General features: G+C 48.2%; 13 protein-coding genes. 9 read left to right on the top strand and 4 right to left on the bottom strand.

Features of this window, described 5'->3' with window-relative positions:
- The first annotated feature begins 7 nt into the window (after positions 1 to 7).
- The 3 genes from DXD68_RS07940 (at position 8) to DXD68_RS07950 (ending at position 4,600) form a co-directional block, all read left to right on the top strand.
- Complete coding sequence (locus tag DXD68_RS07940; protein ID WP_122361126.1) at positions 8 to 838, top strand: alpha/beta hydrolase; 831 nt, start codon at positions 8 to 10, stop codon at positions 836 to 838.
- Entirely contained in the window at positions 835 to 1,983 is a 1,149-nt protein-coding gene (locus DXD68_RS07945) for a PepSY-associated TM helix domain-containing protein (protein WP_122361127.1), read from the top strand. The genes DXD68_RS07940 and DXD68_RS07945 overlap by 4 nt, the downstream gene beginning before the upstream one ends.
- Before the next feature lie 61 nt (positions 1,984 to 2,044).
- Positions 2,045 to 4,600 carry a DUF5686 family protein gene (locus DXD68_RS07950; protein WP_122361128.1) on the top strand — a complete coding sequence of 852 codons (2,556 nt, stop codon included), beginning with the start codon at positions 2,045 to 2,047 and terminating at the stop codon, positions 4,598 to 4,600.
- 5 nt (positions 4,601 to 4,605) lie between these two features.
- Here DXD68_RS07950 and DXD68_RS07955 read toward each other — a convergent pair whose 3' ends face one another.
- Positions 4,606 to 5,610 (bottom strand): AraC family transcriptional regulator, encoded by a 1,005-nt coding sequence (locus DXD68_RS07955; protein ID WP_122361444.1) that lies wholly within the window; start codon positions 5,608 to 5,610, stop codon positions 4,606 to 4,608.
- 102 nt (positions 5,611 to 5,712) lie between these two features.
- On the opposite strand from DXD68_RS07955, the gene DXD68_RS07960 reads away from it, so the two are divergent.
- Genes DXD68_RS07960 through DXD68_RS07970 form a run of 3 tightly spaced genes read left to right on the top strand, consistent with a single transcriptional unit; the run spans position 5,713 to position 10,087 of the window.
- Positions 5,713 to 6,534 (top strand): class I SAM-dependent methyltransferase, encoded by an 822-nt coding sequence (locus DXD68_RS07960; protein WP_122361129.1) that lies wholly within the window; start codon positions 5,713 to 5,715, stop codon positions 6,532 to 6,534.
- A 12-nt stretch (positions 6,535 to 6,546) separates the two neighbouring features.
- Positions 6,547 to 8,343: an ABC transporter ATP-binding protein gene (locus DXD68_RS07965; RefSeq protein ID WP_122361130.1), complete on the top strand. Its 1,797-nt coding sequence runs from the start codon at positions 6,547 to 6,549 to the stop codon at positions 8,341 to 8,343.
- Positions 8,344 to 8,356: 13 nt separating this feature from the next.
- Positions 8,357 to 10,087: an ABC transporter ATP-binding protein gene (locus DXD68_RS07970; protein WP_122361131.1), complete on the top strand. Its 1,731-nt coding sequence runs from the start codon at positions 8,357 to 8,359 to the stop codon at positions 10,085 to 10,087.
- An 83-nt stretch (positions 10,088 to 10,170) separates the two neighbouring features.
- On the opposite strand, the gene DXD68_RS07975 is transcribed toward DXD68_RS07970, so the two are convergent.
- On the bottom strand, positions 10,171 to 10,485 hold the full coding sequence (locus DXD68_RS07975; protein ID WP_122361132.1) for a nucleotidyltransferase domain-containing protein: 315 nt from the start codon (positions 10,483 to 10,485) through the stop codon (positions 10,171 to 10,173).
- A gap of 444 nt (positions 10,486 to 10,929) precedes the next feature.
- On the opposite strand from DXD68_RS07975, the gene DXD68_RS07980 reads away from it, so the two are divergent.
- The 3 genes from DXD68_RS07980 to DXD68_RS07990 all read left to right on the top strand — a co-directional run bounded on the left by DXD68_RS07980 (position 10,930) and on the right by DXD68_RS07990 (position 15,519).
- Positions 10,930 to 11,715: a DUF4469 domain-containing protein gene (locus DXD68_RS07980; protein ID WP_122361133.1), complete on the top strand. Its 786-nt coding sequence runs from the start codon at positions 10,930 to 10,932 to the stop codon at positions 11,713 to 11,715.
- Between the two features lie 125 nt (positions 11,716 to 11,840).
- Positions 11,841 to 15,233, top strand: a complete 3,393-nt coding sequence (locus DXD68_RS07985) for a GLUG motif-containing protein (protein ID WP_122361134.1) — start codon at positions 11,841 to 11,843, stop codon at positions 15,231 to 15,233.
- A gap of 10 nt (positions 15,234 to 15,243) precedes the next feature.
- Positions 15,244 to 15,519, top strand: a complete 276-nt coding sequence (locus DXD68_RS07990; protein ID WP_122361135.1) for an HU family DNA-binding protein — start codon at positions 15,244 to 15,246, stop codon at positions 15,517 to 15,519.
- Between the two features lie 23 nt (positions 15,520 to 15,542).
- Here the strand turns inward: DXD68_RS07990 and DXD68_RS07995 are convergent, their stop codons facing one another.
- Positions 15,543 to 16,307, bottom strand: a complete 765-nt coding sequence (locus DXD68_RS07995; RefSeq protein WP_122361136.1) for a DUF6599 family protein — start codon at positions 16,305 to 16,307, stop codon at positions 15,543 to 15,545.
- Positions 16,304 to 17,458: a DUF362 domain-containing protein gene (locus tag DXD68_RS08000; protein WP_122361137.1), complete on the bottom strand. Its 1,155-nt coding sequence runs from the start codon at positions 17,456 to 17,458 to the stop codon at positions 16,304 to 16,306. Before DXD68_RS08000 ends, DXD68_RS07995 begins: the two co-directional genes overlap by 4 nt.
- Positions 17,459 to 17,531 lie beyond the last annotated feature (73 nt).

A 17,531-nucleotide genomic window follows, 5' to 3' on the forward strand; every position in this document is an offset into this window, starting at 1 on the left:
ATAAAAGATGATCCGTATTCACCTCTTTCTTATACTCCTCCTGCTCCCGTTAACCATGCGGAGCCAGGAGGATATTTGTATAGGAAAGAAACATAGCCTTTACTCCACGGTCTTACAGGAAGAGCGAAACTACTGGATACACCTGCCCGACAGCTACGGACGGGATACAACGCAGCATTACCAGGTGATCTACCTGCTCGACGGGGATGCATTCTTCCATTCGGTAGTCGGCATCAGCCGGACATTCACCACAGTCAAAGGCAGGCATCTTCCTCCGAGTATCATCGTCGGCGTACTGAACGTCGACCGTACACGCGACCTGACACCTACCGCTTCGGCAGCAGGCAGGGACGGAAAGATCGCTCCTAATGCCGTCCCCCAGGGTGGCGGAAGCGAACCCTTCAGCCGCTTTCTGACGGAAGAGCTTCGCAGTGTAATAGACAACACGTATCGCACCAACGGCAAGAATATGTTGATAGGCCATTCCTATTCCGGATTGTTTACCCTCAACACATTCCTCCATCATACCGACCTGTTCGACACCTATCTGGCTGTCGATCCGAGCCTGTGGTGGGATCGGGGCAAGCTGTCGGAAGAAGCCGCCTCGCTGATTGCAGGAAAGGACTTCACAGGGAAAAGCCTGTATATCGGTGTCGCTTCCAAGAAACGTACCGACCGGGTGGACATCCACCTCAACAAAGTAAATCACCTCCTGAAAGAGGTCTTGCCGCAGGCCAGAAACCTGCGTTTCTTTAGTAAATCATTCCCCGAAGAGAACCACGGAACAGTCGCTATTCCGGGAATATACGACGGGATCAAACAACTATATGGTAAATGAGAAAGTTATTTGCAAAGATACATTTATGGTTATCGATACCCTTTGGTATCATCATCGCGATTGTCTGCCTGACAGGTGCGATATTGGTATTTGAAACGGAGATACAGGAAGTGTGCCATCCTTCCCGCTATTTCGTCAAAGAGGTAAAAGGAGAACCGCTTACACCTGCCGCCCTGCTCAGTTCGGCACGCCAACAATTACCTGATTCCATCCAAATAAACGGTATCCGTGTTTCACAGGACCCCAAGCGTACCTGGCAAGTGGTATTGCCGGGCAAAAAAGCAGCCGCTTTCATCAATCCCTATACCGCAGAGATCACCGGCATCGACGACGGACAAGGTTTCTTTATGCAAATGATGCGCCTGCACCGCTGGCTGCTCGACTCCTACAAACGCGACGGCAGCTTCTCGTTAGGCAAAGCCGTTGTAGGCTACGCGACACTGGTAATGACCATCATCCTGATAAGTGGCGTGGTGATCTGGTATCCCCGTAATAAGAAAGCCCTGAAGAACCGCCTGAAGATAAAAACCAAATCCGGCTGGTATCGTTTCTTCTACGACCTGCATGTCTCGGGTGGTTTCTACGCCACTCTGCTCCTGCTCGTCCTGACACTGACCGGCTTAACCTGGTCTTTCGGCTGGTACCGTGATGCTTTCTATACCGTCTTCGGTGTCGAAACTACCCAACCACAGGCACATGTTCCCGCGCCGTCCGATTCCAAAGGGAAGTCTAAAGAAAGAGGTAAAGGCGGACACTCCCCGGAAAGAGAAAAGAGCAATCGTGCAGAAGCCGATTATACCCAATGGGCTACGGTCTTAGCCGACCTGCAAAGTCGTTATCCGAAATATAACTCCATCACCATCCAGGACGGTTCTGCCACCGTATCTGCCGCCCAATACGGCAATACCCGAGGAAGCGACCGTTATACTTTCGATCCGGCAAACGGAGAAATCACGGATGTGCAACTATACAAAGACCTTCCCAAGTCCGGAAAGATCAGGGGATGGATCTATTCCGTACACGTTGGTTCATGGGGCGGTATGACTACCCGTATACTGTCTTGCCTCGTCTCCTTCCTCGGAGCGGTATTCGCCCTGACCGGTTATTATTTCTGGATCAAGAAGAAGCTCCGGAAGAAAAAGTAACCTGTTGCAGGACGATTATTCGCGAATCAATCCTACATTTGTATATTAATACATTGATTTGATGAAAGTTTATTCGCTGATTGTCCTGTGTTGTTTATTACCCATGCATCTGTTTGCCCAGCTATTGACAGGCAAGATTACAGATGTGTCGGGAGAAGCGATCCCCAATGCCACTTTATACATTCGTGAAGTAGCATTGGGGATTACTGCCGATGACAACGGCGAATTCCAGGCTTCCCTGAAGAAAGGTTCCTACACCTGCGACTTCAGTTCTTTAGGATATGAGCGGAAGACCCTCCCGCTGACAATCGACAAAGCAGAAACGCACCTCGCCGTAGCCATGGAAAAGAAAGTCTACGCCCTGAAAGAGGTCATTATCTCCGCCAACCGCGAAGACCCGGCTTATGCCATCATGCGGAAAGCGATCGGCATGGCTCCTTTTTATCTCCACCAGATAGAGAAATACGAATCGTCCATCTACGTAAAAGGAAGTGTAAAGGTTGAAAAGATCCCCCGGCTCATGACTTTCGGTTCAAACGGCAAAAAGCTGAAGAACCTCACCAACAAGCTCTTCTTAATAGAGTCGCAGAACGAAATCAGCTTCACTTCCCCCAACCGGTATGAACAGAAAGTGCTTGCCTTCTCTTCCACCCTTCCCGCCGATATCGATGCCGGACAGGTCATGTCTGTCATGACAGACAACATATACGATCCGAACGCTTTCGGCAGGATCTCCCCTTTAGCCCCGGGAGCCTTCTCATACTACAAGTTCGCATTGGAAGGTATCAGCATGGAAGGAGAACACATGATTAACAAAATACGTGTACAACCTAAAAAGAATAACCCTAAGCTGGTCAGCGGTTGGTTATATATCATCGAAAACAGCTGGAACGTGCAGAGTGCCGATTTAAGTGCCACCGAACTAGGTGTCACTATCCGTTTCACTGCCACCTATAACGAAGTGATACCTTCCGCCTTTCTCCCCACCGCCTACGACATCGATATGAAAGTAGATGCCATGGGAGTAAAAGCTACCGGCAAATATTATTCCTCCGTCCAATACAAAACCGTCGAACTCAGCGGAACAACCCAAGCCGCCAGCCCCAAATCACAGAAACAACTGAATACTTTAGCCGCCAAAGAAGAACTCAGCAACCGGGAAGCCTACAAAATGGCGAAGCTGATGAAAGAGACGACCGAACCGGAAGAAACAAAGAAAGAACGGGAGTCGCTCGAAATCAATCCGGGCAATGCAAACATCAAAGTGACAGTCGACACCCTGGCAGGAACCCGCGATTCCATCTATTGGGAAACGATCCGCAAGCAGCCGCTGAAGAAAGATGAAATCGTAAGCTATCAGGTCAGAGACAGCCTGAAAACAAAAATGGAAACCCTACGGAGCAAGGACTCTTTACAGAACCGCACTCCCGCCTATTGGATCGGCAAACTACTCACCGGCGAAAGTTTCCCATTGAACAAGAAGGTACAGTTCGGATATAGCGGATTGCTCAAGGCATGCCCGCAATATAATTTCGTCGATGGTTTCTGGTTGGGGCAACAATTCACGTTGCGCACCAGCTTTACGGAAAGCAGAGTATTAACCGTCTCCCCTTCCCTCTATTACACCACAGCGGGAAAGAGCATAAACTGGCAGATCGACGGAAGTTACCAGTACGCTCCTATGCGCCGGGGCAACGTATCCCTCTCCGGAGGACAGACTACAGCCGATTACAACGGGGAAAGCGGAACACTCCTGGCGATCAATTCCATTGCATCCCTATTCTTCGGTGAGAATCCGGTGAAGTTCTACAAAAAGAAATTCGTTGCCCTTTCCAATACCGTCGAGTTGGCTAACGGCCTGCCATTGACCACCGGTATCAGTTACGAGAAACGCAACGCATTACACAATCGCCAATCCTATAACTTCTTCGGGAATACCCCTTCCTCCAATTTACCCAACGGCCAATTAATGCCTATGCCGGATAATTCAGCGATAAAAGTAAAAATCCGGCTGACTTATACGCCTCAATACCACTATTGGAAACACCGGGGGAAGAAGATGTATATCTATTCCGACTATCCGACTTTCTCCATACAATATGAAGCCGGAATATCCACAGGCTCCAAAGAGTCCGCCTCCTTCAACAAACTGGAAGGCAATATCAGCCAGACAATAAAGATAAGTGAGTTCGACAGGATCGGTTATACTGTTAACGGTGGAAAGTTCCTTTCCAACAAACGGGTCTATTTCCCGGACTTCAAACATTTCAATACCAACGAACTGTTCATTACCGGAAGCTCGCTGGATAACAGCTTCTGTTTGTTCGACAATTATATTTACTCTACCGACAAGCAATGGTTACAGGCTCATTTGAACTACACGTCCGATTATTTGCTGTTCAAGCGGTTACCTTTCCTGCAAAAGTATATGTTCAATGAAGCGCTCCATGCCCGTACGCTTTGGATACCCGGTAAAAGTTATTCCGAGTTCGGGTATTCTGTCGGATTCAGCAATATTGCACGGATCGGTGTCTTTGTCGGCCTGGAGAAAGGAAAGTACGATGCCGTCGGCTTCACGATCAGTCTGCCGGTACTAAAATCGATGGGCATAAAATAAAGTCTCTATGCCTTTAACCGGTATTCCGAAGGAGCAATATTATACTTCCGTTTAAACGCCGTACAGAAATGTCCCTGGTAGTCATACCCGACCAGGCTGGCAACCTCGGCTATCGTCTTATTGGTATCCAACAGATAATGAACCGCCATATTCATGCGGTAATCGAACAAATAATTAAATACAGTCGTTTGGAACGCCTGCTTGAAACCGGCTTTCAACGTACACTCGTTCGTCCCGACGCGCAAAGCCAGATCACGCAATGACGGCGGGTTCAGATACTCGGTGCAGATAATATCCCGCGCCTGGTAAATCTTATCCCGGTCAGATACAGATACCGGTTTCTCTCTCGTCTCTTCCTTCCCTTCCGTCTCCCGTATAAAGAGCGACAAGCATTCGACCACCTTCGCCTCCAGGTACATCGGCGAAGCATTTCCCATCATCCGCGACAACTCGATATCGTTCAATGCCGTGTCCAGCGTTATAGGGATCGGGATATTCTCGGGAGCCATAAAGAAAGTCTCCCCGCTGTCGAGCCGCAGGTAAGCCTTCTCGAAATATTCAGGATAACGCTCCGACAGATGGCGGAAGAAATCGGGCGACACCAATACATTCGTCATACCGAAAGTCTCCCCTTTGCTGAATTGATTATGCTCTTCCTTGATACCCGAACTGACCATGATATTCGTATGCCCTTCCGCCCAGACCCGCCTGTCCCGCGTATCCGATAGAAAGCATTCAACCTTCCCCTGATGGACAAAAGAAAGACCCATAAAAGAGCAATCCGTATTCCGGGAGCGCAGGCAACAATCTTCCTTACAATAGATTTGGTATTTCGCGACATTGAAATCCCTGCATTTAAACTCGGAGATCGTATAGGTAAGCAACTCGTTCCCCATATTCCAGCTGCTCTCTTCCAGTCTGCCGGAGCCATTGGTGGAAAAGTAACTTATATCCGGCATTTCCAGGGCGATCGTGTCTCTTCCGCGAGATGAAAGTTCGATGTGTATCATTTTTTCCGTCAGATTAAAATGCAATTCCTTCTTGCGTAAATAATTCGATAGCAAATATCCCACCTTTGTATCAGATAATCAATCCCTAAAAGTAGGTATATTATGAATAAAATAAAACCCGGGATAAAGGACAACGTTGCAGAAACCTTATTCATCCCCTTACTTTCACGCGCCTATGAAAGCCGCCGGAAAGATGCGATATTAAAAGACCCGATGGCTTGCGAACTGGTTGAGAAAATAGACTACGACTTCGCCAAGTTCGGAAAGATTTCAATGAGTACAGCCGGTACTGCCATCCGTCTGCGCCGTTACGACCGGCTCGTTAGTTGGTTTATCGACCGAACGGTAGCTGAAGACCCGGTAGTGGTGCAGATTGGCTGCGGCCTCGACAGCCGTTTCCAACGCGTCGCCAACCACGACCAGGCAACCTTCTACGAACTCGACTTGCCCGAAGTGATCGAACTCCGTGAGAAGCTATTCCCCGCCTCGACAAATGATATCAACATCAAAGGCTCCATGCTCGAAATAGACTGGATGGATGCATTGAAGCAAAAGCATCCCCATAGCCGCTTCCTCTTCCTAGCCGAAGGCGTGATGATGTATTTCACCGAAGAGCAGGTCAGGTCGGTTATCCAAAACCTGGCTGGACGTTTCCCCGGTTGCGAGATCTATTTCGACTTCGTCAGCAAATGGGCGGCACGCAACTCCGATAAACACGAGTCAGTGAAACGTACGAAAGCCCGTTTCCATTTCGGGCTGAACGATCCGCACACTGTCGAACAATGGGTTCCGGGACTGAAACTGATCGAGCAGTTTTATTTCGTTAGCGAAGAGAAAAAACGCTGGGGGCTGCCCGGACTGATCATGTGGCTGATCCCCGCCCTCCATAAATCGTTCGGGATCGTAGGCTATAAAGCCAAATAAAGAAAAAACAATATGAAAGAGCAAAAGAAAAAAGGGTTATCGCGCCTGTTTGAGATCGCGGGCGAAAAGAAAGGACTATTGATCCTGGCTGGTTTCCTGTCGGCGTTAAGTGCCTGCTGTATGCTGGTTCCTTATCTGTCGGTTTACCAGGTACTGGATGAATTATTGAAAAATGCCGGGAACGTAACGGCTTCGGATAGCGGATACATGATCCACTGGGCATGGATCGCCTTTATCGGACTGGCAGCCGCCCTATTGTTACTCTACGGCGGACTGATGGCTTCGCATGTGGCAGCGTTCCGCATCCTCTACGGTTTGCGTGTCAGGCTATCGGAACATATCGGACGGCTGCCGTTGGGTTATCTGAACAGCACGTCGACCGGAGCGATCAAGAAAGCACTGGAGCAGAATGTGGAAAAGATAGAGAACTTTGTGGCGCATACCATCCCCGACCTGGTGAATGCGGCAACGACCGTTATCATTATGTTTGTCATCTTCTTCAGCCTGAACGGTTGGATGGCGGCAGTCTGCCTGCTGGCGATCGTGATCGGTATATCCGTCCAGTTCTCCATGATGTTCGGTAAGAAAGCGCAGGAGTTCTTCAAAATGTATTTCGATACATCGGAGCAGATGAGTGCCTCAGCCGTCCAGTATGTAAGGGGGATGCCCGTTGTGAAGATATTCGGGCAGACGGTGGAGTCGTTCCGCCAGTTCAGCAAATCGATCTACCGGTTTAAGGAATATGCACTGAATGTCTGCGATGCTTATCAACCAGGGATGGTGACGTTCATCGTACTATTGAACTCGATCGTTACCTTTATTATTCCCGTCGGCTTGTTACTATTGGACGGCCAGCCGGGAAATATCGCACTGGCAGCCGTCTATCTCTTCTTTATTGTATTAGGGCCGGGCGTTGCCTCCCCTTTTTATAGACTGACATTCCTGGCTTCGAACACGCGGGAGATAGACGAAGGTGTCAGCCGTATCGACGCTATCTTTGCCGAGAAGCCCGTACCGGAACCCGCCAACCCTCAACAGCCGAAGGGGCATGACATCTGTTTCGAAAACGTCAGCTTCTCCTACGAAAACACCCGGGAGAAGACCCGCACAGAAGCACTGAAACATATCAACTTCACCGCCCGTGCCGGTGAGATAACCGCCCTGGTCGGTCCTTCCGGCTCCGGCAAATCCACCATAGCCAACCTGATCCCCCGTTTCTGGGATGTTACCGAAGGGACGATCAGGATCGGCGGTGCAGATATCCGGAATATTCCTTCCGAACAGTTGTTGGATCAGGTCTCTTTCGTTTTCCAGGATACCTTCCTCTTCTTCGATACCTTGTACGAGAATATCCGTGTCGGTAAACCCGATGCCACCGAGGAACAGGTGATCGCCGCCGCCCGTGCTGCCCAGTGCGACGATTTCATCCGCCGGCTGCCGCAAGGGTATCAGACGCTGATCGGTGAAGGCGGCGTTTATCTCTCCGGGGGAGAAGCGCAACGGGTAGCCGTGGCACGTGCCATCCTGAAAAACTCCCCGATCCTGGTACTGGACGAAGCTACCGCATTTGCCGATCCGGAAAATGAATACAAGATGCAGCTCGCCATCCAGGAACTGATCAGGGAAAAGACAGTCATCATCATCGCTCACCGCCTGTCGTCGATCATTTCGGCGAACCAGATCATTGTTTTAAAAGAGGGAGAGATCGCCCAGCAAGGCATCCACAGCGAACTTTCGGTAAACGACGGACTCTATAAACAGATGTGGGATGCCTATACCGACGCTTTTCAATGGACATTAAAGAAATAAGGAGACAACAAGAATGAATGCACTTCAAAATATAACGATCGGCCATACCGAACGTCTCAGGAAACCGGTCGGATTCACCATCCTCGCCAACCTGGTCAATATCGTTCCTTTCATGCTTTCGATAGAGGCTGTGAACATCATCTTTAAAGCCTTCGACGGCAGTGGCAGCGGACTCGACACGACCCGCCTGTGGGTTATCTTCGGCATCCTTGTAGCTTATATGCTGGTGATGGCCGTTGCCGAACGCCAGTCGTACCGCCACAATTTCCGCGGTGCTTACGAAATGAGTGCCGACGGCCGGATACGGCTGGCAGAACATCTGCGCCGCTTGCCCTTAGGCTCCCTCTTCCGGCACGATCCGGGCGACCTTGCCAGCATGATGATCAGTGACTTTACATTGGCGGAGACCGGTATCTCCCACCATCTTCCCCAATTGATGGGTGCGTTGGTAATGCCCATACTCGCTTTCTTCGGGTTGCTGTGGATCGACTGGCGGATGTCGGTAGCCATGTTCATCGCCCTTCCGTTGGCGATCCTGGTTCTGACGGGAAGTACCCGGATACAATATAGCCTGAGCCGGAAACAGATCGAAGCCAAAGTGAATGCGGGTAGCCGCCTGGAAGAATACCTGCAAGGTATCCGCGTCATAAAAGCGTATAACCTGCTGGGTGGTAAATTCGAACGCCTGCAAAAAGCGTTTGCCGACCTGCGCCGGGCGAGTCTACGCCTGGAAGCGCTGATGGGACCGTTCATCCTGCTGTCTATCACCCTGGTGCGTGCCGGACTGACCTTGATGATCCTTTGCGGTGCCTATCTGTTGGTAGGCGGCCAACCCGACCTGCTTACTTTCGTCATGTTCCTGATCGTCGGCTCCCGCGTCTTCGACCCGCTGACCTCGGCGCTGACCAACTTCGCGGAGTTCCGCTATTTCTCCATCGCCGGAGGCCGTATCCTCAACCTGATGCGCGAACCGGAAATGGCAGGAAAAAAGGAAAGCCCGGAACATGGGGATATCACTTTCGAAAAGGTATCGTTCGGTTACGGTGAGAAAGAGATATTGCATGATGTATCGCTCACGTTGAAACAAGGTTCGCTGACCGCATTGGTCGGTCCGTCGGGAAGCGGCAAGAGCACACTGATGAAGTTATGCGCCCGTTTCTACGATCCGCAGAAAGGGAAAGTCTTGTTGAACGGGCAGGATATGAAAGAGTTGGAACCCGAGTCGCTGATGAAGCATATATCGATGGTCTTCCAGGATGTCTATCTGTTCCAGGACACGATCAAGAACAATATCCGTTTCGGTAAAAGCAATGCAACCGATGCCGAGATAGAAGCCGCTGCCCGCAAAGCCTGCTGCCACGATTTCATCATGCGTCTGCCGGGTGGTTACGATACGATGGTTGGCGAAGGTGGTTGCACACTGTCTGGTGGTGAAAAGCAACGCCTCTCCATCGCCCGCGCCATACTGAAAGAGGCTCCGGTCGTCCTGTTGGATGAAGCCACCGCCTCTCTCGATCCCGAAAACGAAGTGGAAGTACAGAAAGCCATCAACACCCTGATCGAAGGCCGCACAGTCATCGTCATCGCCCACCGCCTAAAGACAATCCGCAACGCCGACAAGATCATCGTACTGGAAGACGGCCATATCGCCGAACAAGGGACACATGACGAACTGCTTCGCAATCAGGGATTATATCATAAACTATGGTCGATACAGGAGAAGACGATCGGGTGGAAACTGTGATTATTTTCTGATATAAGCTTCTATAACATCAATAAACTCTACAGCTTGTGGGTACAGGTCGTCGATATCCACAACTGTATAGTTTATAACACAATGCCTTCCTTCATTACGTTATAATAGAAAAGAGAACGATTCTTTATCTCTTCCCATTTCTTCCGACTGACTACCATTGGATTAATCATCACCCCTGTATCTATCTCAACATCATAAAGCGGATAGGTTATTTCCCGTTCTTCCTTTGGAGTAAGTTTATCTTTATCAACGAGAATAAGCAAGTCAATATCGCTATCCGGTCGTGCATCTCCACGAGCCTGGCTCCCGTACAGTATAGCTGTAGAAGTCGGGGCTATACGGTGTACTATTTCCCGCAAAGTCTTTACTATTTCATTTCGTGTCATAACGGGATTCTTTTATGGGTTTATATTTGCAAATGTATACAAATAATCCGTTTACTACATTTTTTTGCCTAAGTTTGTTAGCGTATTTTTTCAAGAGATAGGACAGTAGGATGGAAATTGTAACTACTTCATATTTCTGATTTTATCAAACATAGTCCATAGTGAACTACGTTAATAATGGCTACAAATGTAGCAAAACCTTACAAACAGACATAACGTTATATATTATTTTTCATGGCTTGTTGCAAAATAGCATCAAGCCATGACTCTTTTCGGTCTAAATACAAAACTTCATTTGGTACCACCAAGGGATTTCTTCAATTCTCTTTCTAAGGGAGATATTGGTGATTTACGACTAAAAACAGGGGTATCCGCAGAAATAAAAGCTTTGATTTTTATAGGTATAACATAGTTCACTATGAACTAATTAAATCTGTATTAATCATGGCAACAACTGATCCCAAGATGCGTAGCATCACTGGCAATTTGGTAGCAAACATGCTGACAGAGCGTGAAGATGACTTCACATTCAATGTCACATACGTCGCCAACCGCACAATCGACGATTTGTGCAACATCGCTGCAAAAGGCAAAAGTAAGTTCTCCGCTTCCGAATTAAGAAGCGCTTACAACGATCTGATGGAAGTTGCGAAGGAAGAATTATACTCTGCTTCTACCGTAGAGTTCGGCTTCGCAAATAACTCTCTGGGAGTGGATGGTCCCTTCATCGGTCCCAAAGCGAAATTCGATCCGGAAAAGAACAATGTGACCCTTCGCTGTTCTCCCCGTGTCGAATTCAGGAAAGACCTTAAAGCCATCAGCGTAATCGTCGGTGAAGTGACAGAAGGTCTCCCTACCATCACCAAAGTAACCGACGTATTCACAGGCGAGGTAAACACAAAACTCACTCCGGGCAATACACTCAACGGCGAAGGTAAACGTATAAAGATCGTCGGAGCCGAAGGCAGTCCCGTCGGTTTCTTCTTCATCAAAGCAGCAGACGACACCGAAACAGCCGTCCCAATGACTTCCGTTTCACGCAACGATCCTTCTTTCTTCTCTTTTATCATTCCTACATTGGCCGACGGCACCTATTATCTGGAAGTCGCCACCCAATACGGAGGTAATCGCACAGTACTATTAAAAGAGGTTCGTCGCAATCGTTTCCCTTACCTGCTGACGGTAGGTGCCGGAAGCGATGATGATGACGATCGCCCCGTAATTGAATAAACTTTCTTGCGCAGTCGTTGCGCATTACCGTGCGCGATAGCTGCGCAAGGGTATGCGCGACCGATGCGCACCCTCGTGCGCAAAGCCTGCGCACATACATGTTCGACAAACAAAAATAAAGCAATATGAAAACAAGAATTACATTGATTACAAGCAGACTACTATACCTGCTTGCTTTTTTAACCATTTCCCATATAACGATAGCACAGGTAGACGTATGGGATGGACACACCGTTGCAGAACCTACCGGATGGGCAACAGGAAATACTACTGTCAACATCAGTTCGGCAGCAGAACTGGCTTGGGTGGCACAAATGGTCAACAACAGCGAACAAACCGGAACTACACCCAGCGATAAATGGTTTAAAGGCTGTACACTGACTCTTACGACCGATATTGATTTGGCAGGACACGAATGGACTCCGATCGGAATTGGTTCTGTGAGTGGTTATACTAGTTATATGGAAAAAAACTTTTTTGGTTCCTTCAATGGACAAAACCACATTGTATCGAATTTGAAAATAACGGGCGAATATCGATTTGCCGGTTTATTTGGCATTATAGGAGATCCGGGGTTTCCTTCCGGAAAAGAAACTGTCAAAGATTTACATGTCCGAAATGCCGATCTACAGATAACAAAACCCGAGGTATCAGATGAATATTATGAGTGGGGCGCCGGAACACTGGTTGGTTTGCAGTGTGGAACAATAGAAAGATGCAGTGCCACCGGAAAAATTGTAGGAGGAGATAATGGCTATTTCGGAGGATTAGTCGGAATGAATTACGGGGGGTATGGTACCTGTTCCATTATTTCAAACAGTTATGCATCTGTAGATGTGACAGGGGGAAATGGGAGTATTATTTCTAGTACTTATCCCTGTTACATAGGAGGATTTGTAGGAAATAACGGAACTACCTCAGGTGGTCACCCGATCATCTATAACTGTTATTCAACCGGTAATGTAAAAGGGGGAGATGATGCCTATATCGGAGGATTTATCGGACGTTGCGGTGGTTCAGACTATATTGAAGCAAACGATGTACATTCCTGCTATTCATTAGGAACTGTGGAAGGTGGTTCTAATTCCCACATAGGAGGATTTGCCGGTAATGCCGTTCCACGCTCTCCGTTGCTTAATTGTTATTGGAATAAAGATGCCTATACAAATGGAACCGGCAACGACGCCGAAAGGACAAGTGAAAATCTTTTAGCTCTCCCTCTCTCTTCTATGAAAAGCAGATTTCTAACCCAGATCATGAATGAAGGAGCTTTCAACTATTCGGGAAAAGCTGCTTCAAAAGTGACAAGATATGCCTGGGAACTGGCTCCCGGCAACGACTATCCGACATTGACTTCAACCCCGCTTGCCGCCGCACCGGGTACATCAGAAAGCGATCCCTTCCTAATAGCCAATTCAAGTGAATTGGAGTTTTTCGCAACCAGGGTAAATGCCGGAAACGATTTTGACGGCAAATATGTCAAACTAACTGCCGACATCGACCTGGAAAGTAAAGAATGGACAGCTATAGGAACAGGAAACGACCTTGACCTCAATCATTTAAAGCCTTTCAAAGGTACATTCGATGGAAATGGCTTTCAGATTCGAAATCTATATTTCGCTCGAACAGTCGGAGATGAAGAATTTGTTTATGCCGGTGTATTCGGTCGCGTAGAAGACGGAGCCATCCGAAATCTGGGAGTCGTAATTTCTGAAAAGGGATTAACCATAAGAAACATCAATTGTAGTGAAACACTAGGTCAATGCCTGGCGGGAGGTGTTGTTGCTTACTGCCTAAATTCCACCATAGAAAACTGCTATACCACAGGAGGTACTATAACAACTTCAGCATTACACTACGCCATATCCAGCGCTGGAGGTTTAGTCGCGTATGCAATTGATGCAACGATTAGAAATTGTTATTCGACAGTAGATATAAATAGTGGAAGCGATCCAATTAATGACCACCCAGCCGAAGCCTTTTCAGGAGGAATAGTCGGAAATATTTATAGTAATGATGCATCTACAACTATCAGTAATTGTTTTTCATCCGGAATGTTTAGTGCAAAAAACGGTTATTATACAGGAGGAGCCGGAGGTATCGTAGGTAATTCTTCTTCTTCATCGGCTGAAAAGACTTCATATATATCCAATTGTCTTGCTCTGAATTATAAACTGATTACACGGAATGGTAATGCTCAGCATACCGCAGGAAGAATACTCGGTTACAAAAGTACATCTGAATTTGCAGTTCCTCCTACTCTTTCAGGTAATCATGCCTATGATAACATCATTTGGGAGAATCTATCAGACGGCACATCAGACCCTATCTCAGATGTCGATGCGACGGATAAAAATGGTGCCGACTGGGATTGGAGAAACAGCGATCAGATACCCGCCGGCATATTCGATAACACAGCTATTTGGAAAAGCGGGACATTACCCATAATGCCCAAACTCTATACAACCGATGGTCGCCTAATGGCCAACCAGCCGGATGTGTCGATCCCTTATCCGCTGGAATTTACAACAACCACAAATGGTTCTGTACAGGAAAAGTATCGCAAGACGTATGCAGGTAAAGACACACGAGTAGAACTAATCATCACCCCGGAAACAGGCTTCGGATTGAAAAGTCTGACTTACCAACCGGAAGGAGAAGATGCTACTGCTATAGCAGAAAGTGACGGACACTATTACTTTACGATGCCGGGAAAAAAAGTAACAATTGCAGCCATATTTAGTGCCATATCATCCATAACGATAGCAAACGTTACAAATGGCGCCATCAGTATAGAAGGAGATAAAACAGAGGCGATAGAATATGAGAAAGTCATCTTCACAGTTACACCGGACAACGGTTACAAACTTGATGGAGAACCGACCGTTACGACAACCGGAAGTGGAAATGTAACGGTCAACAGCGAAGGCAACAACAAGTATTCTTTTGACATGCCAGCCGAAGCGGTTACAATTGCTGCCACATTCAGCAAAAACAACCCCGATCCGCAGCCACCTGTCGATCCCGACCCTGTACCACCGGTTTACTACACAGTCACTTTGCCACTCGTAGAAGGTGCCATCACCGACCCTGTTGCCGGAGAATACGATGTGGAAGCATGGAGTAACTTCCGTTTCTATCTCACGCTCGATAAGGAATACGACCAATCGGAACCCGTCATAACGACCGACCGCGGTGAAACCATCACGCCGCGCAGTAGCGACGGAGCTTATATCGTCAAATATGTCCGCAACGATGTGGAGATATTTATCGACGGCATCGTAAAGAACCCCGATCCCGTATCCAACGAAACGATAGCTACAGATGCCGTCAAGGTATGGGCAGCCAAAGGTTACCTGCATATCAGCAGCCCGACAACACAAACAGTACAGGTCTACAACCTGACAGGCTCACTGGTTAAACAGGCAGACATTCCTGTAGGCAATACCCGATGGGCATTACCGGCAAGTATCTATATCGTACAGATCGGTTCCGCACGATACAAAGTAATCTTATAAGAAAACCGATATGACGAAAACAGAATTGGTACAAAGAATTGCCGAAGATACCGGACAAAAAGCGACACAGGTAAAAAGAACTGTCGAAGCATTACTCGGTATCGTCTCCGATACGCTGAACGAAGGCTCTGAAATCCGCTTTCATAACTTCGGGGCACTACACCCCTGGATACAGATTGAACGTATGGCACGCAACCCCAAGACAGGTGTTGCAGTCAAGATCCCTCGTCGCGTATCAGTGAAATTCCGGCCCGGAACAAAACTGTTGAAGGTTCTGAACAAATAGGATACCGACAATCACGGCCCCAGTCAGAAACCGAACCCGCCGTGATCGTCTTCCTCTTTTTCCTGTTCTTTGCCCGTTAAATAGATGAAATCGTTCCCGCTCTGAATAATATCGGAGGCGGGAACTTTTTCTTTTAGCTTCTCCACCTCTTTTGCTTCCTTCACACAGACCCAGGCGCGATAGCTTTTCGAGGGCTTATCGGCTATAAACCAGACACCGGTATAGGAAATACCTTCCAGATAATGCATCAGCGAAGTACTGACGCCGGATATGCCTATCGGTCCGCGCAGGAATTTCAGTTTGCCGGAATAAGGGGATATCTCTTGCAACAGCGCCGGTATCGTCGGGTTACCTTTCCCGTCCATCGGAAGATACTGCCGGATCAACTCGTCCACCTTGCTCTTTGCCGCAGCCGAGCCGGAAGGGAACACCACCGATACGTATTTATCGCCAGCCACAGCCTGCAACTGGTAAGGCGACAGGCAATCGATGCAATCTAGCGTATCCGCCCGCTGGCAGCGGAACACATGGAGCGAATAAATACCGAAAGCATCCTCGGGTGTCGGCATCTCATAGATCTCGATCGTATATTCCTGCCCCTCGTAAACGACATCGCGGGCTGTCAGCTTACTGACACCGTATTCGAGGAACTGCTCCGCTCCTCCATTCATAAAACCGTAGAGTCCCGAGCCTGTAAACACCCGTTCCCTTTTCACTTCAACCTCCTGTGCAACCAAAAAGGCGGGAATCAACAGCTGGAAACCTGCCCATTGTATAAAATGTTTCATGCCTGCAACGTTGTTTCTATCAGTTCGATTTTATCCTTATCGGCCACACCGAGTTGAAACTCCTGCGCCATATCCATAAAGGTACGTGCTCTGGCTTTCTCTTCTTCCTGCAGCCCCTCTTCGATACGTTTGGCAATCACTATATCGTAACTGATACGGTCGACTGCCACCGCGTCGCTTCCCGCCAGGATGGTATTATAATGGCAGATAAATTGCGGATTGGCAGCCGGTCCGCCGTCAAAGCAACCGATCATTCCATCGACAATATTCAACACCACCTTATCCCGTAACGGAGGGAACGCACAAACCGAAGCACAGGTATCATGCCACATCGGGCCGTGTAACCGGGCTGTATTCGTAATAGAACCGAAAGCCAGGTTCTTCATGCAGCAGGTGATCGTCGTTCCGGCATTCTTCAAAACGGGGACGTTGATAATCTTCGTCACCATCTCCGTACATATCTTCGTGAAATAAGAGTTCTTTCCGCCATTGATCATGAAAGGCATGGTGTAAGCGTCATATTCTCCTTCGATGTCGACAGAAAAGTACTGCTCCTTATCGATCCGCTCTTCGCCGTAGAACTTACCTTCGGCATTAATGTAACTGCCGTTCTCATCGGGGTATTCCGTACCGATGATCTTTATATCCGGATAGTTCTCAGCGGTAAAACCCGACTCTTTCAAATCCGCTTCACGCCGGTCCCAGATAATAATATTCTTTCGGGGAATGCCGGCTTCTTCCAGCTGGTTGATAATGGATTGCGTCAAAGCATGCGAAGTAGATAACAGCTTACCGGCAATCGGGTTTACTTTCAGCCCAATCACATCGTCGGGATCGACAAACTGCAACCACGCCTCTTTCAGGTTGCTTTTTCCTGTCAGATTCAACATACTGTTCCGGAGCATTTCATAGGCGATTCCTTCGGAAGGCTGTCCGTCGACAATACAGCCGGAATGGGTTGTACGGGCTACTTTACCGGGATATTTACCCGGCATGGAATGTTCGTTCCGGGGGATGGCCAGGGCATCCTTTATATTGGTTGCCGGCTTCTCTTTATCTGCGTGCACCGCTGGAGCAGCTTTTACGATGGGAGAAAAAGCAACGCTTGCTCCACCGAGGGCCAGCGAACGGAAAAAGTTTCTTCTTTTCATGGTATTACTGATTAAGTCTTCAGGCTGCTAAGATATTAAAATCCTGTGGGGCTTCCGTCTTTTTTTCCGGTTA

It is taken from the genome of Parabacteroides sp. TM07-1AC (assembly GCF_003480915.1).
Taxonomy (GTDB): domain Bacteria; phylum Bacteroidota; class Bacteroidia; order Bacteroidales; family Tannerellaceae; genus Parabacteroides; species Parabacteroides chongii.